Below are 23,926 nucleotides of genomic sequence, written 5' to 3' on the forward strand. Positions count from 1 at the left end.
GGCAAACTAAGCCAGATTGGCAAGTCACAACCAAGGAGGTATACAGCCTATGTCAGGAATTCTAGAAACCATTAAAGATCAACTGGAGGGATGCAGTGATGCGGTGTATCAGTCCATTTCTGTTCATGGGCATACCTGTCTTTTGATCTATATCCCTTCCATCATCGATTCTAAGACACTTCATGAAAGTATTGCTTTGCCGCTAAAAACAGAAGCAGAAACAAAGCTGGAATGGCCGGATTTTTTAGAACGGTTAGATCAAGGAATTGTTTTTCCTATCCAATATCTCAAGGCATTTGACTTACACAAGATTGTAGATATGATCGTTGCTGGGAAAGTAGTGCTTTGTATAGAGGATCTTCCTTATGTTTATTATTTTGAAATTACCCAATATCAAAAAAGATCAGTGACCGAATCACAAAACGAACTTGTAGTGATTGGTCCTCAAGAGGCTTTCATTGAAGATATTGAAACGAATCTCTCTTTGATTCGACATAAAATTAAACATCCGGATCTAAAAACCATTCATTATTCGATTGGTAAATATACAAAAACTGATGTGTATGTGGTCTACATTGAAGGACTTTACAAAAAAGAAGTTCTTGCTGAGATAAAGCAGAAGTTAAATGAAATAGATATTGACGGAATACTAGGGATTAGTTATATATCAGAATATTTAAGGGACGGTAACCTCACGCCATTTCCGTTATTTCAATATACAGAACGTCCTGATTCGGTGGCAGCTTCTTTAATGGAAGGCCGAATCGGAATCTTACAAGATGGCACACCTACTGCAATGCTCGCTCCGACATCTTTTTTCACCATGCTGCAATCCTCTGAGGATTATTACCAAAGCTTTTATGCAGCAAGCTGGATTCGTATTGTTAGATTTCTGTTCTCAATCATATCCATGATTCTTCCATCACTTTATGTAGCGATTACAACCTTTCATCCTCAAATCATTCCACCAAACCTGTTAATTACAATTGCTTCTGCGAGAGAGAACATTCCTTTCTCAGCGCTTACCGAGGCTTTAATTATGGAGCTTACCTTTGAAGCGCTTAGAGAAGCTGGGACTAGAATTCCAAAGCCTGTAGGACAGACGGTTTCAATAATTGGGGGTATCGTTATTGGTCAGGCTGCGGTCCAAGCAGGAATTGTATCTGCTCCAATGGTTATTGTTGTTTCTATTACCGGAATTGCCACCTATATCATTCCTCATTATGAGCTAGGTCTTACTTTCCGGCTACTTCGTTTCCCGTTATTGGTTATGGGTGGAACAATGGGGCTGCTCGGGGTATATATTACAGCTTTTTTGATTTACGGACATTTAGCAAACTTAAGACCGTTAGGTGCTCCATATTTGCAACCCGTTGCCCCACTTGTGTTACAGGACTGGAAGGATACATTAGCGCGCTTCCCCTCAAACTTTATGAAGAAACGCAGCAACCTCTATACAGATAGGAATAAAAGGAGACAGAAAGAGAAATGAGAATCCTGAAGATAGGAGTGATTATAATCTTGCTCCTAAATATAACAGGTTGTTGGTCGTCGAAGGTTGAGCTGGATGAACTAACATTTGTATACGGAATGTTTATCGATAAAGGCAAAGAACCAGGGACTGTTGAAATTACGATTAATTCACCCTTGCCCAATCGTCTTAACGCAGCTGGACAACCTTCAATTGGCGGTGGAGGAGACGGTAATACTTATTCTACCGTTTCTAAGACTGCAGGAACGATTGCAGATGCTATGCTGTTAATTCAAAAAGACTTAACACGTCAGCTTAGTCTTGCTCAATTAAAAGTAATTGTCTTAGGGAAGACCTTTGCTGAACAAGGAATCAGCGAACTACTATTATGGATTGAAAGAGAACCAAGTCTTCCTCTAGGTGCTTTTGTTATGGCTAGTCCGGGAAGTGCAAAGGAGATGAATACTTTAACACCTATTTACGAGCAAATACCCTCGGATGTACTAAGGAACTTTGGATCAGAGAGATATTTGTTTTCTACTACGATTAAGGATTGCCTGTATGCAGAGGCATCCGGTGTTGGATTTGCTATAAACAATCTTTCATTTGGTAAAAAAGAAGAAATATCGAAAGATGGAAAACCGGAATTCTGGGCAGGAATCCAAGGGGCAATGCTGTTTCAAAAAGATAAGATGAAAGGAGTTCTTAAGCTTAAAGAGGGAAGGGCATTAGCTTGGGCGGCAGGCAGTCTTAAGCTGGCAGTTTACTCCGTCGATTGGGATGAGGGAAAAAGCGCCGCAAGTGTTGTATTTGTAAGCACAAAATCATCAAAGAAGTTAAATAAAACGGATAAGGGTCCTGTGTTCACAGTGAATTTAAAGGGGAAAGCTAGTGTAATTTATTTAAGGGATCCTAAGAATAGGGATGCAGAGGAACTCGGCCAAATTATCATTGCGAAGCTTAAAGAGAAAGTCTCTGATAATCTTAACGAAGCTATTCGTAATACCCAAAAAGCAGGTGCCGATGTTCTGCAACTCGGATTGTTACTGGAATGGAACGATCCAAAGCAATGGAAGCAGCTTAGAGAGCGGTGGGATAATTATTATGCTCAAGAGGCTGATATTAAAGTGAAGACAGATTTTAGCATTGTGGATTTTGGAACAGCAAAATAAGACGTTTAGAGGGAGAAGTTATGCAAACATCGAAATGGCAGCTGTTCCGTTTTTTTATTATTTTCTTCAGCTCCCAAACCACTATTTTTTTGATTCCGAATCTAATTGCTAGTTCATCCTATCAAGGCTGGATTGGTTTAATAGTGGGATCTTTATTAGGGTTAATATTATTGTGGTTTACTTTTCACGTCGGTATGCTGCGACCTAATCAAGCGTGGGTTAGCTTTGGAAAAGATATCATAGGTAAATGGCCACACAAGTTCATGCTTATTTTGCTGTTATGTTGGTGTATTTATTATGCATCCTTTGATATTGAGAACTTTGTGTTATTCTTTGGTTCTAATTATTTGAGAGGAACTCCACCTCTGTTTATTCAATGTGTAATTGGGCTAGTGATTATGTACACGGCAAGTTTAGGCTTTACAACGATAGCGTATATGGCGGATGGACTTTTTCTTATTTTTTTCATCACGATGATCATTTTATTTAATTTATTTCTCCCAAATGCGGACTTCAATATGCTGCCAGCCTTCCTTCATTATCATGATCCCGGGATTGCTCTGAAGGACTCTATTGTAGTCATGTCATGGTTTGGAGAATGGATTGTCCTCTTGTTTGTTGTGCCCGATCTGAAGCTTGAAGCGAAGATGCTGAAAAGATTAATAATTACGGCGATATTTGTCTTAGTCACTGTCTTAATTGGTTGGTCGCTGACGATGATGAGTTTTGGTCCGCATTTGGGTCGGGAACTGCAATATCCTTTCCTTGAATTGGTGCGCAGCGCCAAACAAGATAATCTGCTAGGTAATTCGGATCCGCTCTTAATTGGAATATGGTCTTCTTCTATGTTCATACACAGCTCATTCCTTATCTATGTAGCCTCGAGATGTGTATCCGGCTTGTTTCATACAAAAGCTAGAAAAATGTACATTCCCTTCTTAACAATAGCTTCAATAACGATAGCTTTTTTATATTCACGACACATAGGCAGTTATTATAAACACTATAATAGTTATGCTATTGTTGTCATTTGGCTAATCGTTGAAAGCATCCCGATCTATTATGCCATCACGGCTTTCTTTCGATATAGGAATAAAACTGCGAAGTAAATGTAACCATGAGGGGAAATTTAGGTTCTGCCTTTTTAATAGGCAGGGCCTTTTCTTGTGAATTATATATTGGGTACACTTTCTGTTATGATTAAAGGACTTATTACAATAATTTCCTCAGATTGGATGGTGTATTTACATGAATCTTCAAGAAGTTACTGAACTCATCAAATCTATTAGAACCAATCTAGCTAAAGTCATTGTAGGTAAAGAAGATGGAGTAGACCTGCTATTAACCGCATTACTTGCCAATGGTCATGTTCTACTGGAGGATGTTCCGGGTACAGGTAAAACCTTGTTAGCCAAAGTCCTTGCAAAGTCTTTAGATTGTACATTTAAACGTATTCAATTTACACCAGACTTGCTGCCTTCTGATTTAAGCGGCATTAATTTTTATAATCAAAAGTCAGGTGAATTTCAGTTTAGACCAGGTCCAGTATTTGCGAATATTTTGTTGGCTGATGAAATTAACCGTGCTACACCAAGAACTCAATCCAGTCTGCTGGAATGTATGGAGGAGCGGCAAATCACGATCGATGGTGTGACTCATGGCCTAGAAGCACCTTTTCTCGTTATTGCTACTCAGAATCCGATTGATAACCAAGGCACTTTTCCGTTGCCCGAAGCACAATTAGATAGATTTCTAATGCGGATTACTACGGGGTATCCTTCATTTGACGAAGGGATTCATATTTTGCAGCGTTTCCGTGAGAATAATCCACTTGAAGAGACTTTTGCTGTGGCTGCCGCTCAAGATATACAAGCTGCGCAGCGTTTGGCCGCTTCCGTGAGTATAAGTGATGATTTGCTAGCCTATATCGTTCGGATTACGGAAGCTACTCGCAAATCTGCGGCAGTAAAACTAGGGGCGAGTCCACGTGCGAGTGGAGCATTGCTCAGATCATCTCAAGGATATGCTCTAATCCAAGGTAGGTCTTACGTTACACCAGATGATATTAAAGCCGTAGCAGTTCCGGTGCTTGCTCATCGTCTACTTCTTCATCGTGGATTGGGTTCTAAAGAGGGACAGGCCGCGGAAATTGTGTTACAAGTGCTTCGTGAGGTAGAGGTGCCGACTGAACTCGTTGCGTCCTTAAGAGGCGGAAAGGTGGAATGAGCTATGGCTTTGCCTTGGTTCATTTTTATTACAGTAGCTCTCCTGTTCCTTCTTGCCGTTATCTATGAACGGAATGGTCTGAAAGCGCTTAGTTATACTCGGTATTTTTCAACGAAGGTCGCTTATGAAGGGGATCAACTTGAGATGATCGAGGAGATCGTTAACGCGAAACTTCTGCCATTACCATGGCTTCGACTGGAATCTAGTATTGCCAGAGGCTTGGAATTTGGAAGTCAAGATAATCTCGGCATTAGCACGGGTGAAATCTACCAGAATCATATCAGCTTGTTCTTTCTTAAATCTTACCGTCATATTAAACGGCGTCATCAAGTAACTTGCGAACGGCGTGGGATATATCGTTTGGAGTCAGTCACCATGACCACTGGAGATCCCTTTGGATTGATCCGGAAAAATAAAACGTATCCTCTCCAATTAGAGTTATTAGTCTATCCTAATTTGTTGAATCTAGACGATCTTCCGCTACCGATACATAGCTGGCTAGGTGAACTTCCGGTGAAAAGATGGATCGTAGAAGATCCTTTCTTGACTGCAGGTATTCGCGAGTATAGCTCAGGAGATTCTATGGGACTTATAAACTGGAAGGCTACAGCGCGCACAGGGACTATGCAGGTACATAAGAAAGACTACACTGCGGATTCTAGGCTCGTCATTTGTTTGAATATAGAGGACAGTGATTCCATGTGGAGAGCGGTAACGGATGTGGAACGTATCGAGCAAGGGATAAGATATGCAGCCACTATCGCCGAATACGCCATGCGCCATGGAATTGAGACGGGATTTATCTGTAACGGCAGATTGGATAACGGGGGCGAAAGAGATCCTGTTGAAGCAAAACCTATGGCTGAGCTGGAAGACTTGCTAGAGCTGTTAGCAAAGCTGGAGCTAGACAGAACGCTTCCTATGAGTCGATTGCTAGCCCTGCAGGCCGAGAGCGGAATAAGTGATACAGATTTTCTGATCATTAGCTGTCATAGAGGAGCAGAATTACAAGAGGCTGCTGACCTCCTATTGGTGTTGGGCAATGGTATAGAATGGCTGGATATTCCGGAACAGGGAGGAGAGAGCGCATGAAACTTCCGTTATCTGGTTACGTATGGAATACGGTCAAACTCTGGATATACTCTATCTTAGAACTATTATTAGTTTTACCTGTATGGATTCTGTTTCAGGTTTATGTACTGCCCAAGCAAGTTGAACCTATGTGGCTGACTGCCATACCACTAATATCATTAGTAGGTATTCTGTTACGAAAACAGTGTAGTGTTAGATGGAAGCAACTGCTGGCTGCTCTAATCCTTGGGACGGTGGTTGGGGCTTTGTCAGCAGGAAGTCTGTCTATCGAGAGTCTGCCTTTAGGTGTCGCAGGTTTTATATGCGCTTTTCTCGGAATGACTGCTGACTCTCGAGATCAGTCCAGTAAGAAGTATTGGATAGGTATTGTAATCTATTTTCTTGCGACCATTGCATTTGGTAGAATTCCCGATTTGGAGGGAAGTGTTACACTACTGACCTGGTGCGGTAGTTTGTGTCTATTGCTCACACTATTTATTTCTAATAGTAGCTATTTACAGTATAGTTCGCTTTCTCAAGAGGGCAAAGCTTTGCCAAAAGGATTACAAAGGAATAACCGTATTTATGTCATTGGAATAGGAATTGTTGCGGCCGTATTAGCGGCAGGAGTCGGAAAAGCTATAGGGACACTGCTATGGAATATGGTACGCTCGTTCTTTGGATGGATTAGTAATTTATTCTCTGGGTCAAGTGAGCCGCTACCCCCGCCAGTAGAACAGCCTCAAGCGAGTCCGGAACTACCTTTTGTTGGAGATGAAGAGCCTGGTCTACTAGCTGCTATATTAGATGTTGCTTTATATGTTGCTGGAGCTGTGTTATTGGGCGTTGCAGCTTATTATGGACTTCGGTGGTTGTATAGAAATGCCGGTGGGAAATTAAAGAGAGCCATGGATGCCTTGCTATCCATGCTGCGCAGGGAACATACGCCAAAGGACAATACAACTTATCTTGATGAGGAAAAAAGTGTATTTACATGGGAACAAACGCTTCAAGGTCTAAAGGATTTCTGGAGTACTCGCCTTACGCCAAGACATCGAAAAGACCGCTGGGAGCAGATGAATAGTGAAACGGAGCGTGTTCGCTGGTTATATCGGCGTTGGCTTCATTTGAAGCACGATCATGGTTATGAAGTTAAGAGTTATCTTACGCCGAAGGAAACAGAAGACGATATTATTAAATGGACTGCTCTTAACAAGGTTAAACATAAGGGCGAAGAACATACGGTTAATACGTCGAATTCATTGATTGAATTATATGAAAAAGTTAGATATGGAGAAGAAAATCCTTCTGCTAAAGATGTGGCTGCATTGAAAGATGAATTGAAATTATAGAATAGAATATTCTTCAAATTCATGCAAATAGGAACAAATAGGTTACAAACGCTTCAAAAGTGTTACAACATGGATACAATTGGTTTTGTACTTACCACTATAATAATTCTAGCAAAATACTCGTGGAGGGAAGTAAATGAGAAAGCATAGCAGTACATATGTTGTTTTACTATTAAGTACCTTTGTCATCAGTCAACTGACTGGCCATACCGCTTCAGCGGCATCCGCTAATGCTGTTCGTACCAATCCAGCTGTAGCTGCGGCGACAGTAACACCCCCCAGCAATCTGGGTTCCGTTTCTTTAGGAGCAAATATCAAAGCTACATTAGAAGATGTCAATATTTGGTCACAACCTGGTGGAAATATTTTAACCTATACCCTGAATTATTCAAATGGGAGCAGTAAAAACGCAAACCTAATGTATTATTTTTCGAGAGTGACGACGCCAGGGGGTTCTGTTATTCCGGGTAACCCACTGAGCGCTGACGCGACTAAGAAGAAGATTGGTGCTAAAGAAAGCTTGCGGGTTACATATTACGTCAACATAGGCAAGACCAATTCGTTAAAAGGGATTAAGATTCCCATGTATGTATGGGATTCCAAAACCAAAGGTTACTTAAAGCATGCAGGAAGTTTTACTGTGCCAGCTAATTATTCCCCAACTGCTGTAAATGGAAAAAATGTTAGCACCACAATGAATGACATTCCTGTCATCGCCAAAAGTGAGTCCTTAGAGCTCTATAAATATAATGGGAAAGTTTATGCCAAGGTGGGTATAAGCCTGACCAATAAGGGCAGTAAGGTACTCAGTGATCCTGGTTATGCGGCTTATTTACTTTCTGCAGGTGGCAGTTCGTATGAATTAGCACTTGATCGTTCTCAGATTAGTTACAAGATTCAGCCGCAGGAGAAGAAGACTATCTATTATCTTGCCGAGATTCCTCCTTATATGAAGACGGATAATATGAAGCTGCAATTTACGCAAAAAGATGAAGCACTGAAGCTTGAGATCGCTAAATCCTCGTACAAGCTACCGGCAGCTACAACACCTAATTTGGTGGTAGGTAAAGGTGTGACCAAGAAAATCACCATTAATAATAATCCGATAGAAACTCAGTTAAACAACGCAAACGTATACGCTGAGAATAATAAAGGGATTTGGACCTTCCAGCTTCGAGTGAAAAATGTTGGGAAGACGGCCGTTACGTTGCCAACGTATGAGCTTGCCGTCAAATCTTCAACAGGGACAACCTTTCCGATCAATGCGAAGGGATTGAGCGGCTTAACCATAAAACCTTTGGAAGAAAAAATCATTCCACTTACCGCACAAATTCCGCTTGAGGTTGAGCAGAGTTCGCTGCAATTGCAAATGATAGAGGCTGTTTCAGCTCCAGCTAGTCCAGATACGAGCAGTACAGGCGAGGGAACAGGATCTGAAGGGAATAATGTAAGTACGGGCAATACAGCCAAGCTGACAGTACCTGTTGCTTACTACACAATTTCCTATACATTACGACCTGAGATTCAAAAAGGTGTGGAGTATAGTGCATCCAATGAATATGGTTCTTTCACTTATAACTTGCTGTCTTTACAGCGCTTTCCTTGGAAAGATGATGACATCGTTGTTGCTAGAATAAATATTAAGAATTCGCAATCGGTGGCATTAACACTTCCAGAATTAAAAGGATCTGTGCAAGTAGACAATGATGATGTGTCTTCCTCTACAGAACTGTTTATGGACAAGGAAACCTCGACGATTGCACCAGGAAAAAATGCGGAAATCTATGTATTTTCCAAAATCCCTTACACACAAGAGTTCGATAAATTAAAAGTGAACCTCTTTACAACAGTAAAAGAAGAGAAGAGCTCGTTCCTGTCGCTTAGCACGAACAGTACGATGAATGCTGTAGCGACTATTGAACGTGGGGGAAGTTATGCAATCACCGGTAAAGGCAAGAACGCTAGTGTCCAAGAGAACAAAACAATTATTTATGAAGGTCTCAATTCTAATATCGTATATACAGAGCTACTGCTTAGCAGTGAGGAAAAAAGACAAAGCAAAATGGCTCGCCTTCAGGGTTACTTTAAAACAGGAGATGGCCAGCTATTCGAAGCTACAGTGAATCAGCCAGATACTTCAGCTACACCTGGTGGTAAGCAATTAATAACGTACTGGGCAAAATTGCCTAAATCCGTTATTCCATCAGACGTAAGTATGTATCTAGGTCCAGGAATTACTGGGAATAAGCTGTCTGAACCTGGTCAGGAACCAACAGGATTCATTAACATTGCTTCATTGAGTCTAAATCCAGTTTCTACTCCACCGGAGAATAACTTGACGAAGGTTGCGCTATATCCGTACACGATGTCTGTTCTGAGTTCGGAAGGGCGATCGATGCAAGGTAGTACCACTATAGATATCGTAATGAATTACAACTTACTTCGTGACAGTACCTATGACATGGGAACCTTCACTCATAAGCTGGTGCTCAAAATGACAGATCCATATGGTCTATCACAGGAACGAAGCTTGAACATCGGTACTGAACTTCTTGAAGGGAATTACAACTCCTATACTGCAACATTTACCAATAATATGTATAAAAACTTGTCAGGTGGCGCCTACAGAATCACACTGTATGATGAGTTCCAAGGAGAACGGATCGAGCTGGCCAGCCAGGCATATAGCATAAAGATTGATAGAACAGTAACTGAGAAGTAGGAATTCATATCTATTAATGTACGAGAAGGAGCAGCTCCAATGTTGCGAGTGGAAAATGTAACGCATTCTTTTAAGAATGGTAATGAAACGACGGCAGTCCTTCATCAAATAGATTTTTCTGTGAAAAAGGGGGAGATGGTTGCATTACTGGGGAGCTCGGGTTCCGGTAAGTCAACCATGCTCAACCTGATGGCAGGTCTGATGAAGCCTACGGAAGGCCACATTTACATTGCTGACCAAGATATTGTGAAGATGAGCGAAAACAAGCTATCTGAATTTCGTAGGAAGCATATCGGGTTTATCTTTCAAGCTTATGAACTGATTACTAGCTTGACTGTCCGTGAAAATGTTGAGTTGCCGCTTGTGTTCCAATCCGTTTCACCATCAATACGTAAGCAAAAAGCTCTGGCCTTGCTGGAAGGGGTCGGCATTCCGGATAAAGCCGACCTGTTCCCTTCACAGTTGTCTGGCGGACAGCAGCAGCGGGTCAGTATTGCACGTTCCTTGATCACAGAACCGTCCGTTATTTTCGCAGATGAACCGACCGGAAATCTGGACTCGAAGACAGAAGAGGAAATTATCAATATCCTGCTTAACCTGAACAAGAAGATGAAGACCACCTTCATCGTTGTAACACATGAGCTCAAAGTAGCAGAACAAATGCAACGGATTTTCACGCTTCAGGACGGATATATGATTACTGAGAAACAAACTTCTTCGGATACAGAACTCGAAGGGGGTAAACTCATTGAGGATTAGTGATATTTCACGTTTGGCTTGGGAGCAAGTCAAACGACGGAAAGTTGTCACAGGTCTTTGTATGGCAGGTATATCGATTGGCTGTGCTGCTATTATTGTTGCTTTAAGTATAGGAGATTCCGCGCAAAGCTATACGGAGCGGGAAATTAACCGGAATTTCAAAATGGATGAAATTACGGTGACTCCGAACAGCGGCATCCCTTCACAAGGGGGCGGAGAAGGAAAAGAAGCCTCTGCCTCTGATGCAAAGCTCGACCCCGGCAGGCTAACGGGCCAGAAGCTGAAAATTGTTCAAGGCCTGCGGCATGTTACCGCAGCAGCACCTTTTCAAGAGCTTGGCTACATACAAATGACTACTATCGATAATAAAATTACGGACGTACAGTTAATCGGAACGGATCTTCGACTACTAACGAAATATGACCATAAATTTAAGCAGGGTGGTCCTTCTGATTCGGTTGGCATGGCAGTACTAAACTATGGAGCAACTGTAGGATTGATTGATGTCGAGACTCGGCAACGTCTTTTTGAACAACTGAGTACTGATCCTTACAATAATAAAATAATGGAACAGTACAACAGTTTAAGCATGCTTCCGTCGGATATGTTCAAACAACAGGTTCAATTACAATCATATGACCCTGCTTCTCAAACTGGACAGTTTCTAATCAGCTCACCCATTCAAATTGTTGGGATATTGGATAGTACTGGGAACCCTGATATGGCGATGTACGACAAGAAGATTTATGTTTCGCTAGAGACTGGTGAGCGTCTGGTGGAACAACTGAAACTAATGAATGGAACTGCTGGGCAAAAGGATGTTTACAACTCAGCCATTGTAAAAGTTGACAGTACGGACAACATCGTACAAGTGGAGAAGCTTATCCAGAAACTTACACTAAATACTAGTACGAATTTGTATCAAAAAGAGGCGATGGCTTCTACATTCAGTATGTTCAAGAAAGCAGCGCTTGGTATTGGTATATTTATTCTAATTATTGCTTCGATCTCGATCATCGTTGCGATGACCATGTCCACCCATCAGCGTCGTCGCCAGATCGGTATTATGAAGGTGCTAGGCGCCAATATGGGGCAAATCCGAAATATGTTCATTACAGAGGCGGCATTGCTCGGGATGCTTGGTGGGTTGCTCGGTATAGGCTTTTCATACTTGATTGTGTTTGGCATAAATAAGCTGATTGGTTCCACAGGAGGAATGGGGATGGGTGAGCCCTTAGTAATCACTATTCCTCTGATGACCCTTCCAATAGGGATCGCATTTGCGGTAATGACAGGCGTACTATCGGGAATTTATCCTGCGATAAGCGCGTCCAGAACGAATGCGCTCACGGCGATAAAACGGGATTAGCTATTTTTAAGTTGAAAGGAAGCAGAAGTGATGAAGAGGAGAATCAAGTGGATTGTATTGGTATTGATTATTATTGCAGCGGGTTATTTTGTATACAACAAGATGTATAAACCCGAGGCACAGCTAGAACCTGTTGAACCACCACAGGCGATAACTTTTGAAGTGACACAGGAAACCATCACCAATTCTGTTCAGGTCAAAGGGAATTCACATTATGAGCAGGAAACGCTTGTATATGCACCATATGCTTCAAAGGTAACCAAGTGGAAGGTTGAGAATGGTGGGCAAGTTAAGAAGGGGGATTTACTGTTTACCCTCGATCAGGAAGCCTTAAAGAATGAAATTGCTACACAAGAGGCAACCATTCGAAAGGCACAGCTAGAAGCGGAATTAAATGAATTTGTTAGTCAGCAGGACCAGGAGAACGCAGCCCTTGGTGCAACAGAAGCCGAACGTATAAAAGCACTTACAGCCCAAGAATCAGCAAGAATAGGGGATGAGCTTAACCAAGTAAATGCTGAAATACAGGCTCGTGAATTAAAAGAAAAGAAGGCTAAGCTAAATACAGCCCTCTACCATGCTCCTGCAACAGGTGTTTTTCTATTTGACAGTGCGAGTGAAATTCCGCAAACGGTAACAGATAATCAATACATCGGCAAAATTGTAGATATGAACAAGCTTGAATTCATAGCTCTTGTAGGTGAACAAGATGTCTTCCGTATTAAGACGGGAATGAAGGTCGATGTTAAAATGACAGCTTTAAAAGATTTAAAGCTGTCTGGAGAAGTGACTAAAGTATCTAAATTTGCTAAGACTGCTTCGGGTCAAAATACTACTGCTACTTCGGTTCCACAATTTGAAGTGGTAATCTCACTGCAACCTAACGAGCGCTTAATTGGTGGACTAAGCTTGAGCGGAGAAATCGAGACGGTTCGCAAGGAAAATGCCATCGTTGTATCCAGCATCGCAGTAATGCATGAAGGAGATCTCTCCTACGTGATGGTGGATAAAGGCAATGGGGAATATGAACGAAGAGATATCAAAGTGGGCATGGAGACGGCTGACAAAACAGAGGCCGTCTCAGGGTTAAAGGTTGGAGATGTTGTTGTGCTTCAATAGATTGAAATAGACCTAAGCCTATTTCTCAATCGTGAGTCGCCAAGATTTAATATCTTTATTTAGCTCGGTAAGGTCAGGAACCGGAATTTGCTCGTCGGATAGATTATATTTAGCTTTCAATGCTAAAATCCGATAGACGCTCTCATCAATCCGTGATTCCTGTATCTTACCTTTTTTTACATGGTCCAGAAGCGATTCTAATACCCGTTTCTCATTATCATAGCCGTGAGCGATTAGTAAGATATCACTGCCTGCATTTATAGTATCTACTGCCGCTGTGGTAAGGTCATAATTTTTCATGATAGCACCCATAGTCAGGTCATCTGTGATTACGAGTCCTTGATATTTCATGTCACCGCGAAGTAGCTCACCAATGATTTTGCTTGATAAAGATGCGGGTTTATCAGGATCAAGTTTCGGAAACAAAATATGAGCGACCATAACGGCATCGGTTCCTTCTTTTATTGCAGCTTGAAAAGGGAGCCATTCTAATTTAGCGAGTTCTTCAGCGCTCTTATTCACAATCGGCAGCTCAAGGTGGGAGTCGACGGAAGTATCTCCGTGACCAGGGAAATGTTTGACAACAGGAACAACACCTTCGCTCTCTATACCTTTCATTTCGGCAATCCCTAGCGTACTGACTAGTTCAGCGGAGCTACCGAAGGAACGATCTCCAATTACAGGATTATCTGGATTGCTATTGATATCAAGGACGGGAGCGAAGTTCATATTAAATCCTGCTGACAATACTTCTCTAGCGAGCAGCTTGCCCATCATTTCGGCAGCGTTAGCATCCTTACGGGTACCGACCTTTCCATTAGAAGGGAAGGAAGCATACTCCTTAGGCATCCGGCTGACATTTCCGCCCTCCTGATCGATACTCATAAATAAAGGGGAAGGGTTGCCGCTGTTGCTCTCTTTCATGGAATTAACAAGGCTGACCATACTCTTCAGATCTTGAATATTGTTCTTATAAAGGATGATTCCACCGACTTTGTCTTCGGCAATCATCCTTTTTGCTTGATCATCCAGAACGGTTCCGTCGATGCCAACAAGGAGCATTTGTCCAATTTTCTCTTCTAGGCTCATACTGGAAACCTGAACAGCAATTGGATCACTCTCTGAGGAGGGAGCTGCTGTGGAACTGGTAACAGGTGAAGATGTGGATTCGGCAGTCGGCGGATTTGTAGCGGCAGCTTGGGAGCTGTTACTGCTATTGGAGCAGCTAGTTAACAGAAGCATAGATACCATAGCAGAAGCCATTAAAAAGCTAGCAGAGGATGTAGGTCTAAGGATGTTGCGTGTAAATCTGGTCATTAGAATAGTCGTCCCTTCGTTACTTATTTAGATGTCAGAAGGATGAATCCTTGCTGACTTAGATACACGGTGATAAGATGAACTTAAATCTTTACATATTAAAATTGAATTATGAGGTGACGGTCAAATGAAAGATGGATTAGTAAACGCACTTAATGAACAGATGAATTTCGAGTTTTATTCCGCTCATGTTTATCTAGCTATGGCAGCCTATTGTTCCGGGGAAAGTCTCGATGGATTCGCAAACTTTTTCTTAATTCAAGCAGAAGAAGAACGATTCCATGCCATGAAAATCTATAAGTTCCTTAATGATCGCGATAATCGGGCGACACTTGAAGCTCTACCAGAGCCAAAGAACGAATACTCTTCAATGCTGGATGCTTTTGAACATGCATTCGCGCATGAGCAACAAAACACGAAACGCTTCTATCATTTAGCTGACTTGGCGCTGGATGAGCGTGAACATGCAACGATCTATTTCTTGAAATGGTTTATTGACGAGCAAGTAGAAGAGGAAGCGCTCTTTAGCAACATCATTAGTAAACTGAAACGAATTGATAAAGATAGCAACGCCTTCTACATGCTGGATGCTGAATTTGCTGCACGTACTTTTACAGCTCCTGCTGAGTAAGTAAAGTTACTTAAGATCAGAAGCCTGAGAAATCAGGCTTTTTTTATTTAATTGATGAAGGCAGTTTAATAGCCAGCAGCTTATTATCCGTTCGGATGATCAGCATGCCTCCAGTTTTAAGAGAAGGGGCAAAGTTACGAGATCCTGTCTTCACAGTAAAAATAGGCTTCAACGTCAACATGTCATAAGCGTGAAATAGGCCATCTGATTGTCCGCTATAAACCACATTTCCAAAAAGATCCGTCTGAACTACAGGATTCTCACCATTATTGAGGACTACCGCCTGACCATTTCCAAGTTTGAGTGCGGATAACGTACCTGTATCATAATTGGAATATAACATTCTTTGCTGATGGACTTGGTTTAGAGGATAATCTTTCTCTTTTGCCATAGAAGTCCAGGTTTGAACTGGCTTACCTTCCGCTGAGTAATTCCAAAAATCATATTTAACAAGCTTTTTGCCCTGAAAAATATAGAAGTCATTTCCATCCAAGAATGCGGTCCCATTTACACCACCAAATGTGAATGCTCCATCTTTATTCTCGGTATCTGTCCATTTATATAAACGTTCTCCTTTAAGTTCACCCGTTTTTACGTTGAATACAGAAACTTTAACATTACGATTCACAGCGTCATCATCCATCATTAACGTATTGGTAATGGAGTAGAGGAGGCCGTCCTTTACTGCTAGTGGCCACCATTGACGGGTATGGTCCCATAGTTTTTTTCCTGTCAGACTGTCATAAGCAGCAAGTGCGGCAGTTGTTAATGCTCCCTGTGAGAGATAACTTCGAATAACAACCCCATCCGTTTCCATAAGTTCCGATAAGCCTGTAAAGTTATTGCTCTCCTCCGTAGCCTTCCATTTGATCTTCCCGCTGACCGCATCGACAGCGGCCAGTTGACTATCTTGTGTTACATAAATGGTGGAGCCTAACCGTTGTATACTGGTGGCTTTAGGTAGTGATAATGAAGCTGACCACGCTTTTTTACCTGCTTCATTAACGGCATACAGAGAGCCACTCTTAGTCAAACCATAGATAAATCCATTACTGTACGTGAACAACGGGGCTAATGCACTTCCGAATTCCCACATTTTTTTACCTGTTGTAGCATTCAATGCGACTAGTTTTTCATTCTGCTGCAAGGCAAAGACTTTCCCATTCTCGGCAAGGGCTGTAACGTTCTGCCCAGTGATTCTAACTTCTTTTAAGATGGCAAGCGGTGATGACCATACAGGTACAAGAATAGGTGCTTTGACTTCATTGTAATAGGGATTGCTTGTACTTATAACTGCTTGTTCCGCGGAAATGTCGGATAACGATCCGTTGTAAGCTATTGGGGATGCAATGCATGTAACAGCTAAAACTTTAATCATTGTCTTGTGCAAAGACTGAATCATCGTTTCACGCTCCTCAAAAATAGTGATTACTATAATTAGACATTATAAATGGCAAAAAGTTACTACTTCTGTAGAAAAGCATAAACGCCTACGGCTTTTTTTAAGGACGGTAAGCGTTTAAGCGAGAAATATAATACTTAAAGTTGAACTAAGGCAAACTATGTTACGCTCCGCAAAACAGTTATGACCTAGCAACTCTATTTGACGGAGGGAACTATTACGCCTCTTAGCAACACTGTTTCTCTAGACCCACCCGAATCTCGGAGTGTAGTATAGAACAATACTATTCTTTGGGGGTTCTTTTTTTTGGAAAATTACAACGACATCAAACAAGGTGAAAAAGGAGCATGGCTAAGCATAGTTGCCTACATATTCCTGTCCGCCATCAAACTGTTTATTGGTACGGTCGCGGGATCTCAAGCGCTGCTTGCAGATGGCCTGAACAACAGTACTGATATTATCGCTTCTATCGCCATACTAATCGGTCTTAAGATCTCTAGGAGACCGCCGGATTCCAATCATAGCTACGGACATTTCAGAGCAGAGACCGTGGCATCCTTAATTGCTTCATTTATTATGATCGTTGTAGGGCTTCAAGTGCTGTACCAGGGCGTGAACAAATTTATTCAACCCGAACTGGAAAGTCCAGATCTTATAGCAGCCTGGACGGCAGTTTTTTGTGCTGTGATAATGATGGGCGTATATATGTATAACATTAGACTGGCCCGCTCTATTAATAGTAACGCTATGCGAGCAGTAGCACTAGATAATCGATCAGATGCTTTAGTTAGCATAGGTGCTTTTGTCGGAATTGTGGCTTCTGGATTTGGAATTCCATGGCTTGATCCGCTTACAGCGATTATTGTCGGCCTAATTATCTGCAAGACGGCATGGGATATCTTTAGTAAAGCTACACATGACTTAACGGATGGTTTTGATGCGGAAGAGCTTGAACTCATGAAAGAAACCGTTGCTGAAATTGACGGTGTGCAATCCATTAAAGATATTAAAGCTCGCATCCACGGAAATAACGTACTAGTAGATACAACTGTATTAGTAGATTCCGAGCTTAGTGTGGTGCAGAGCCATGATATTACGGAAGAAATTGAAGAACAATTGAAAGATCGGCACCAAGTTTCAAATGTGCTTGTCCACATAGAACCTGTAATGAAGTAGAAAAGGATATAAATGTGACTTTGCTTGGATGGATATGGGATTTTCCCTGTGATGTTGTTAATAGATCTTTTGTGCGGAAAGGTGGAGAATTAGTTGTATTTATCGATATGTTAATTTCAGGAAATGGAATGGTGATTTCGTGATTGAATGGAAGGATTCTTATGATATCGGTGTTGAGAAAATAGACTGTCAGCACAGACAGTTGCTGGCGAAATTGAATGAATTTTTTGATGCTTGCAGTAAGCAGCAGGGGAAAGAGAAGATCGAAGAAACGCTCAAATTCTTGAAGGAATATACCATCGAGCATTTTAGCAATGAAGAGCAATTGATGGAAGAGATCGATTTTCCTGAATTGGCGGAACATCGTAAGACGCACGCTAATTTTGTAAAAGCCGTTCTTGAATTAGAAGAAACGATTAAAACCAAGGGAGTCTCCGTTCTCTCGACGATTAAGCTTAACCGTACGTTAACCGATTGGCTTCTGAATCACATTAATAAATGCGATAAGCTAATTGGCGAATGTATGGCCACGCGTGATAGAGCAGTATAATTGAAGACCTCCAACGAAGATGCCGACGGGCATTTTCTTTTTTTTTTGACGGGGAATGTGATAAAGAATTGTAGTACGTTATTTGATCCATTTTCCGAAGACAGCATCGTAATTTATACTGGGTTAACGGTTTGTGTTATGATTTGAGATAAGACGTATAGAGTTAGTATGGTAAAGGGGAGTGGAACGATGAGAACATTACGAATGTTAGCTTCAGGGTTTGCTATGCTGCTTATTCTGGGCCTTGTTAATTTTTACATTGGGTATCACGGTTGGCTGCTTGTCCATGAATGGTTCTCAGGTGCTTCCTCTGTTCTGTTCTGGACATTATTCCTGCTTGTTGCCTTTGCGTATGTCGTTGGAATGATACCTTGGCCTACAATAGTGAAGCCGTTAGCCAGATTCTTTAAGGTGATTGGGTCGTATTATCTAGCTTGCATGGAATTCGCTATTATCATGTTGCCATTAGCTGATCTGTTATATGTGCTGCTGGGCTGGATGGGTGTCGATCGAACGCACTACGTCTCAGAAGCGGGTGGTACATTGCTAATATTACTGGTTGTTTTTCTAGTCTGGGGTTCGATCAACGCTTGGAGTACAGTAGTTCGTACCCATCCTATTCCCATTGATAAATCCATCGGAACTAGTACGCCACTTACCATCGCGGTTGCATCCGATCTGCATCTAGGAAATATCGTCGGCAATCGGCATCTCAAAAAAATGGTTGCTCAAATGAACGCCATGAAGCCTGATGTGATTTTGCTGGCTGGGGATGTACTTGACGATAGTATTGAGCCTTTTATTCGCAATGGTATGAGTGAACAGCTAAAGCAGCTAAAAGCACGCCATGGGGTCTACGCGGTACTGGGCAATCACGAATATTACGGTGGTTCGATTAATGAATATACCGATTTAATGGGTAGCATAGGCATTAAAGTCCTACAGGATGAGGTTGAAGAAGTGGCGGGAACGTATATTGTAGGTCGAAAAGATAAGACTGCCGAGACGATGGAAGCCGGTGGTAGATTGAGCGTAAACGCCTTATTGAATGGCCTCGATCTGACGCGTCCTGTGATCATGATGGATCATCAGCCTACCGGATTTGATGTCGCTGCCCAAGAAGGCGTAGATATTCTACTCTCAGGTCATACTCACCGTGGACAGATTGCTCCTAATCACTGGATCACCAAGCGGTTGTTCGAATTGGACTGGGGCTACCTCCGCAAGGATAAATTGCATGTCGTTGTTTCCTCTGGTTATGGGACCTGGGGACCTCCAATCCGTTTAGCCAGCCGTTCGGAGATTATTAAGCTTGAAGTGGTGTTAGACGGGACTAAACAATACAGTGAAGAAGCCGTGTCTACAAAGACGGTGTTAATCTAAAAGAAATTTTTAATGATATGAGGCTGCCCGAATCCGTAGAATTTTTCTGCGAGCTGAGGCAGCTTCTTTTTTTGACAATTAGTAGAGCTTGTAGTATGGTTTAAAATAGTTAAGCACTTAACTAAATTGGAGTTGAAAAATCTAAGATGGATCATTTACAACCGTTGGTATTGAATCAGCCCCTACATACTCAGGCATTTTTCACTTTAGTTAACACTACTGCAAGCTTAGTTTCTGTCTCTGATAAATATTGGCAGTCGAAAGGATTAAATGGCGCAAGAATTCGTATCCTAGTAGAAATATCTAAACAGGGCGGAACGATTTTACCTTCTACATTGGCTCAAAATATTGGGGTTACCAAAGCGAATATTAGTCTATTGCTGATACCCCTGGAGAAAGATGGTTGGATTACCCGCTCGAACCATACTCAGGATGGTAGAAAAAGCGTTATTACAATTACGGGTGAAGGACAACGATTACTTTTGGAGCATCTTCCCGGAAATCGTCAAGCGGTCGCTGAACGTATGCAGGGTCTAGATGAACGAGAGCTTCGGCAACTCATCGTTTTATTAGAAAAGCTTAGCAATGGCTAAATATAAATAATGTTGTGGTCTCGAAAACATGGAACAGAAAGGCTGGGGTGTTATGTCAATTATGGTTACTGGGGCTACTGGTCAATTAGGAAGTTTGATTATAGACAATCTTCTTCAGTTTGTGCCGGCAGGTGAGATTATCGCATGTGTTCGTGATCGGGAGAAAGCAAATAATCTTTTGGAAAAAGGGGTTGAGATTCGCTTTGGCGATTATGATCAGCCTGATACTCTAATTCAAGCTTTTACAGGTGTAGCAGAGCTATTATTCATCTCTAGTTCACATCCCGATGATAACGTCAGATTAACTCAACATTCTGAGGTTATTCATGCAGCATCAAAGGCAGGGGTGAAGCATTTGCTGTATACAAGCTTCGCATTTTCACCTAAAGGACAAATTCCAGCTAATCATGTTCACTTACTTACAGAGCAGATGATTCTTAAATCAGATATTGACTATACGTTTCTACGCAACGCTTTGTATATGGATTTCGTGGATGTACTAGGTCTGAAAGAGGCGATCCAAAGCGGTGAGTTAATCACCTATCCGGGAAACTGGTTATTTAATTCGGTGACACGAAAGGATCTCGCTTTAGCTACGGCGGTCGTGCTTACAACTTCAGGTCATCTTAATCAAATTTATGAATTAACCGCACCGCGCTCTTGGGACTTCAGCGAACTTGCGGAGGTATTATCCGAGCTGACAGGAAAAAGAATCGTTCATCGGCAGGATTCAAGCATTCAGCACTGGATTTATTCATTCCTCGGGAAGATAGATACAGCTTCTACTTCAGAAGATATGGAGAGACTAATGGGACGGCCTGTTACCTCTTTGAAGGAAAGTATAATCACTTTCCTTCAGGTTTAAATAATGACTCTAACTAATTCAACTATATAGTGGTTCGATCTAAAGTAAGTAAATAATTATATTTACTGGCATGTTTTAATTCATCTAATATAATCCCATAAACAGTATCGCGGTATACTCCAACAGGCAGACCAAACCATATTTTGCGATACTTTTCGACTGCAGCCAGTTCACCTTGGAGTGCTTTTTCTAAACCTTCTTCATAGGAACTGATCCGTTGATATTGCTCACTACTAATTCCAGTGATATCTTGACCCGTAATTTCTTTGAACATCCCGCGGAACATGGAGTTGTGACCCCTTTCGTCATCTCGTATTGAGGTGATGATGGAGGCTTGCTCGGAATTTGGGGCCAGTTTGATAAGTTCATCATAGAAAAGCTCATCATTTCGTTCACCTTGCACAGCTTCTTTGATTAAATTTAATGCTTGAGGAAGAGAGGTTGCCCAGATAGGTTTGAAATCAGATCTATTCTGAGATAAAGGTGTCCAATACATAGTTCTTACTACCTCCTGATTCGTTCGTTATTATTAGAGTAGTATATGTACGAATGCCCAAAATGGTCTCTTTCGGTTCTTTAGTTGTTCTAACCCTTTAAAGTTGATACTATGGGTTCATCCGTTATTCAGGGAGTGTAAACGATGAAAAAGATTTTAGTAGCAGATGATGATAGTAATATTCGTACATTATTAAAGCATGTATTGACCAGAGAAGGTTATCAAGTAATGGAGGCCAGCGATGGCCGGGACGCGATACATAAACTGAAAGAAAGCATTGCGGACTTAGCCGTTGTGGATGTGATGATGCCGCATGTGGATGGGTTGGAGCTATGCCAGCATATAAGAGAAACGTATGATATACCGATCATTTTGTTAACAGCCCGGCAACAGCTAAGTGATAAAGAACAAGGCTATCTGCGGGGGACAGATGATTATGTAACGAAACCTTTTGAGCCGGAAGAATTGTTGTTTCGGATCAAAGCTTTATTTCGGCGTTATTCCATCGCTTCGGATGATCGGATTCGTTTAAATTCACTAGTTATTGATCGTAAAAATTATGAGATCACTGATGGTGATGAAGTACTACTGTTACCGGTAAAGGAATTTGAACTGCTCGCGCAACTGGCACAATATCCAGGAAGACTGTATTCACGCAGTGAGCTGATTGAACTAGTATGGGGAATGGATTATGAAGGTGATGAACGTACGGTGGATGTACATATCAAGCGATTGCGTCAACGATTTTTGGATTATCAGAATGACTTTGTGATTCGGACGGTACGGGGAATTGGATATAAATTGGAGATGGTGAGCTCGTGAAGTCTTTGTATGTGAGAATGTGCATTCTCTTTTGCTCGGCCATTGTGGTGAGCAGCCTTCTCGGCTTCTTGGTATCTAATATTTATTATCAAGCTCAGATTAAATCGCAGAACGATGCGAAGCTTACGGGGATGGCCATTGATATCCAGCAGTTTGCAGAATCTCACCCGGAATCTATGGAGGATTACCTGCGAAGTGTAGCTGTACTGGGATATAAGATCTATTTAACCAATGTAGAGGGCCAATCCCGATTTTACGGCAAGCCATTTCGGAAAGAGGACTTAGATCCGCAACAATTAGAGAAGGTCCTGAATGGACAAGTGTATCACGGTGTTGCTGAGTTTCCTGACAGCGCATTTATTACAGGTTTTTTTGACAATCAATTACGCAATACGATAGGCGTACCTATTGAAGTCAATAATGAGACTTTTGCGTTATTCATGCGGCCGGATGCAGAGGTTCAGTTCGGTGAACTGCGCGTGTTTTTTGCTGTCATCATCGGTTTTACCGTGTTATTCAGTCTAGGATTCGTCATGATCAGCGTACTGCATGTGGTCAGACCCATTACACGTTTGACAACGGCAACTAAACGGATTTCAAAAGGTAGATATGATATTAAATTAAATACTTGGCGCCGGGATGAGATTGGCCAGTTAGCCTCACACTTTATGATTATGAGTCGTGAGCTGGAACGGACCAATCGTGCGCGTCAAGAGTTTGTTGCGAATGTGTCTCATGAAATCGAATCGCCATTAACTTCTATTCAAGGATTTGCCCAAACCCTTAAAGATCCTACATTACCAGAGGATGAACGGATAGAGTACCTCAATATTATTGATCAAGAAAGCCATCGTCTATCGATGCTTAGTAAACAGCTGCTAACGTTATCTTCCCTCGATTATGATCCGAATTCCTTGCAGAAGAAACCTATAGATTTGCGTGCACAGCTTCGGCAGGTTGTACAAATCATGGAGTGGAGATTAACAGAGAAGCAATTAGCGGTTCGTTTAAGTCTTGCGGACATTAGCGTACATGGCGATTCCAATCTATTGTATCAGGTGTGGATGAACCTCATTACTAATGCTATCAAATATACACCCTCTGAGGGATCTATTATGATTTCCGCAAAGCTTGACGAAGGGAACTGTGTAGTAACCTTTTCGGATACTGGGGATGGTATTCCTGCTGAGGAATTACCACTCATCTTTGACCGTTTTTATAAAGTCGACCGGGCACGTACACGAGAAACGCATAGTAGCGGTCTTGGGCTGGCGATTACGCAAAAAATTGTAGAGACACATAACGGAACTATAGATGTATCCAGTACAGTTGGCAAAGGCACGACCTTTACTGTAACTCTTCCGCTTTTGTAACTCGTTATTCATACTCCGTTCATTTTCATCTTCTAAACTGTGACTATACAGATTAGA

The 23,926-nt window shown here is 41.8% G+C and carries 22 protein-coding genes; 19 read left to right on the top strand and 3 right to left on the bottom strand.

Features of this window, described 5'->3' with window-relative positions; translation table 11 throughout:
* Positions 1 to 49: 49 nt before the first annotated feature.
* The 10 genes from MKX41_RS06820 to MKX41_RS06865 all read left to right on the top strand — a co-directional run bounded on the left by MKX41_RS06820 (position 50) and on the right by MKX41_RS06865 (position 13,261).
* Entirely contained in the window at positions 50 to 1,492 is a 1,443-nt protein-coding gene (locus MKX41_RS06820; protein ID WP_340969234.1) for a spore germination protein, read from the top strand.
* Positions 1,489 to 2,643, top strand: coding sequence for a Ger(x)C family spore germination protein (locus MKX41_RS06825; protein WP_340969236.1), 1,155 nt, complete (start codon positions 1,489 to 1,491; stop codon positions 2,641 to 2,643). Before MKX41_RS06820 ends, MKX41_RS06825 begins: the two co-directional genes overlap by 4 nt.
* 20 nt (positions 2,644 to 2,663) lie before the next feature.
* Positions 2,664 to 3,752, top strand: a complete 1,089-nt coding sequence (locus MKX41_RS06830; protein ID WP_340969237.1) for a GerAB/ArcD/ProY family transporter — start codon at positions 2,664 to 2,666, stop codon at positions 3,750 to 3,752.
* 139 nt (positions 3,753 to 3,891) lie between these two features.
* On the top strand, positions 3,892 to 4,869 hold the full coding sequence (locus MKX41_RS06835) for an AAA family ATPase (RefSeq protein ID WP_340969238.1): 978 nt from the start codon (positions 3,892 to 3,894) through the stop codon (positions 4,867 to 4,869).
* Between the two features lie 3 nt (positions 4,870 to 4,872).
* Positions 4,873 to 5,961, top strand: a complete 1,089-nt coding sequence (locus MKX41_RS06840) for a DUF58 domain-containing protein (RefSeq protein WP_340969239.1) — start codon at positions 4,873 to 4,875, stop codon at positions 5,959 to 5,961.
* On the top strand, positions 5,958 to 7,292 hold the full coding sequence (locus tag MKX41_RS06845) for an OadG family protein (protein ID WP_340969240.1): 1,335 nt from the start codon (positions 5,958 to 5,960) through the stop codon (positions 7,290 to 7,292). Before MKX41_RS06840 ends, MKX41_RS06845 begins: the two co-directional genes overlap by 4 nt.
* Positions 7,293 to 7,428: 136 nt before the next feature.
* A complete protein-coding gene (locus MKX41_RS06850; protein WP_340969241.1) occupies positions 7,429 to 10,014 on the top strand; it encodes a hypothetical protein in 2,586 nt (861 codons plus the stop codon).
* Between the two features lie 39 nt (positions 10,015 to 10,053).
* Positions 10,054 to 10,773 (top strand): ABC transporter ATP-binding protein, encoded by a 720-nt coding sequence (locus MKX41_RS06855; RefSeq protein WP_042187870.1) that lies wholly within the window; start codon positions 10,054 to 10,056, stop codon positions 10,771 to 10,773.
* Positions 10,763 to 12,142 (top strand): ABC transporter permease, encoded by a 1,380-nt coding sequence (locus tag MKX41_RS06860; RefSeq protein ID WP_340969242.1) that lies wholly within the window; start codon positions 10,763 to 10,765, stop codon positions 12,140 to 12,142. Before MKX41_RS06855 ends, MKX41_RS06860 begins: the two co-directional genes overlap by 11 nt.
* A 30-nt stretch (positions 12,143 to 12,172) precedes the next feature.
* Positions 12,173 to 13,261 carry an efflux RND transporter periplasmic adaptor subunit gene (locus MKX41_RS06865; protein ID WP_042187874.1) on the top strand — a complete coding sequence of 363 codons (1,089 nt, stop codon included), beginning with the start codon at positions 12,173 to 12,175 and terminating at the stop codon, positions 13,259 to 13,261.
* Between the two features lie 18 nt (positions 13,262 to 13,279).
* Here MKX41_RS06865 and nagZ read toward each other — a convergent pair whose 3' ends face one another.
* Positions 13,280 to 14,350, bottom strand: coding sequence for a beta-N-acetylhexosaminidase (gene nagZ, locus MKX41_RS06870; RefSeq protein ID WP_340969243.1), 1,071 nt, complete (start codon positions 14,348 to 14,350; stop codon positions 13,280 to 13,282).
* A gap of 49 nt (positions 14,351 to 14,399) precedes the next feature.
* Here nagZ and MKX41_RS06875 point away from each other — a divergent pair, with 49 nt between their 5' ends.
* The gene (locus tag MKX41_RS06875; RefSeq protein ID WP_231573442.1) at positions 14,400 to 14,609 is read left to right on the top strand and encodes a hypothetical protein; all 210 of its coding nucleotides are present in this window, start codon (positions 14,400 to 14,402) and stop codon (positions 14,607 to 14,609) included.
* Positions 14,610 to 14,705: 96 nt separating this feature from the next.
* Positions 14,706 to 15,209 (top strand): ferritin, encoded by a 504-nt coding sequence (locus MKX41_RS06880; RefSeq protein ID WP_042127399.1) that lies wholly within the window; start codon positions 14,706 to 14,708, stop codon positions 15,207 to 15,209.
* Between the two features lie 43 nt (positions 15,210 to 15,252).
* Here the strand turns inward: MKX41_RS06880 and MKX41_RS06885 are convergent, their stop codons facing one another.
* The gene (locus MKX41_RS06885) at positions 15,253 to 16,611 is read right to left on the bottom strand and encodes an outer membrane protein assembly factor BamB family protein (protein ID WP_340969244.1); all 1,359 of its coding nucleotides are present in this window, start codon (positions 16,609 to 16,611) and stop codon (positions 15,253 to 15,255) included.
* A 306-nt stretch (positions 16,612 to 16,917) separates the two neighbouring features.
* Between MKX41_RS06885 and MKX41_RS06890 the strand changes: the two genes are divergently transcribed.
* The 5 genes from MKX41_RS06890 to MKX41_RS06910 all read left to right on the top strand — a co-directional run bounded on the left by MKX41_RS06890 (position 16,918) and on the right by MKX41_RS06910 (position 21,178).
* Complete coding sequence (locus tag MKX41_RS06890) at positions 16,918 to 17,787, top strand: cation diffusion facilitator family transporter (RefSeq protein WP_042187882.1); 870 nt, start codon at positions 16,918 to 16,920, stop codon at positions 17,785 to 17,787.
* Between the two features lie 139 nt (positions 17,788 to 17,926).
* A complete protein-coding gene (locus MKX41_RS06895; protein ID WP_081382799.1) occupies positions 17,927 to 18,337 on the top strand; it encodes a bacteriohemerythrin in 411 nt (136 codons plus the stop codon).
* 189 nt (positions 18,338 to 18,526) lie between these two features.
* Complete coding sequence (locus tag MKX41_RS06900) at positions 18,527 to 19,720, top strand: metallophosphoesterase (RefSeq protein ID WP_340969246.1); 1,194 nt, start codon at positions 18,527 to 18,529, stop codon at positions 19,718 to 19,720.
* 146 nt (positions 19,721 to 19,866) lie between these two features.
* Positions 19,867 to 20,313, top strand: a complete 447-nt coding sequence (locus MKX41_RS06905; protein ID WP_340969248.1) for a MarR family winged helix-turn-helix transcriptional regulator — start codon at positions 19,867 to 19,869, stop codon at positions 20,311 to 20,313.
* 52 nt (positions 20,314 to 20,365) lie between these two features.
* Positions 20,366 to 21,178 carry an SDR family oxidoreductase gene (locus MKX41_RS06910; protein WP_340969249.1) on the top strand — a complete coding sequence of 271 codons (813 nt, stop codon included), beginning with the start codon at positions 20,366 to 20,368 and terminating at the stop codon, positions 21,176 to 21,178.
* 22 nt (positions 21,179 to 21,200) lie between these two features.
* On the opposite strand, the gene MKX41_RS06915 is transcribed toward MKX41_RS06910, so the two are convergent.
* The gene (locus tag MKX41_RS06915; protein WP_042187885.1) at positions 21,201 to 21,674 is read right to left on the bottom strand and encodes a ferritin family protein; all 474 of its coding nucleotides are present in this window, start codon (positions 21,672 to 21,674) and stop codon (positions 21,201 to 21,203) included.
* Between the two features lie 144 nt (positions 21,675 to 21,818).
* On the opposite strand from MKX41_RS06915, the gene MKX41_RS06920 reads away from it, so the two are divergent.
* Positions 21,819 to 22,496 (top strand): response regulator transcription factor, encoded by a 678-nt coding sequence (locus MKX41_RS06920; protein WP_042187886.1) that lies wholly within the window; start codon positions 21,819 to 21,821, stop codon positions 22,494 to 22,496.
* Positions 22,493 to 23,869: a sensor histidine kinase gene (locus MKX41_RS06925; protein WP_340969250.1), complete on the top strand. Its 1,377-nt coding sequence runs from the start codon at positions 22,493 to 22,495 to the stop codon at positions 23,867 to 23,869. Before MKX41_RS06920 ends, MKX41_RS06925 begins: the two co-directional genes overlap by 4 nt.
* Positions 23,870 to 23,926 lie beyond the last annotated feature (57 nt).

The sequence above is a fragment of the Paenibacillus sp. FSL R5-0475 genome (assembly GCF_038004585.1).
GTDB lineage: Bacteria > Bacillota > Bacilli > Paenibacillales > Paenibacillaceae > Paenibacillus_AQ.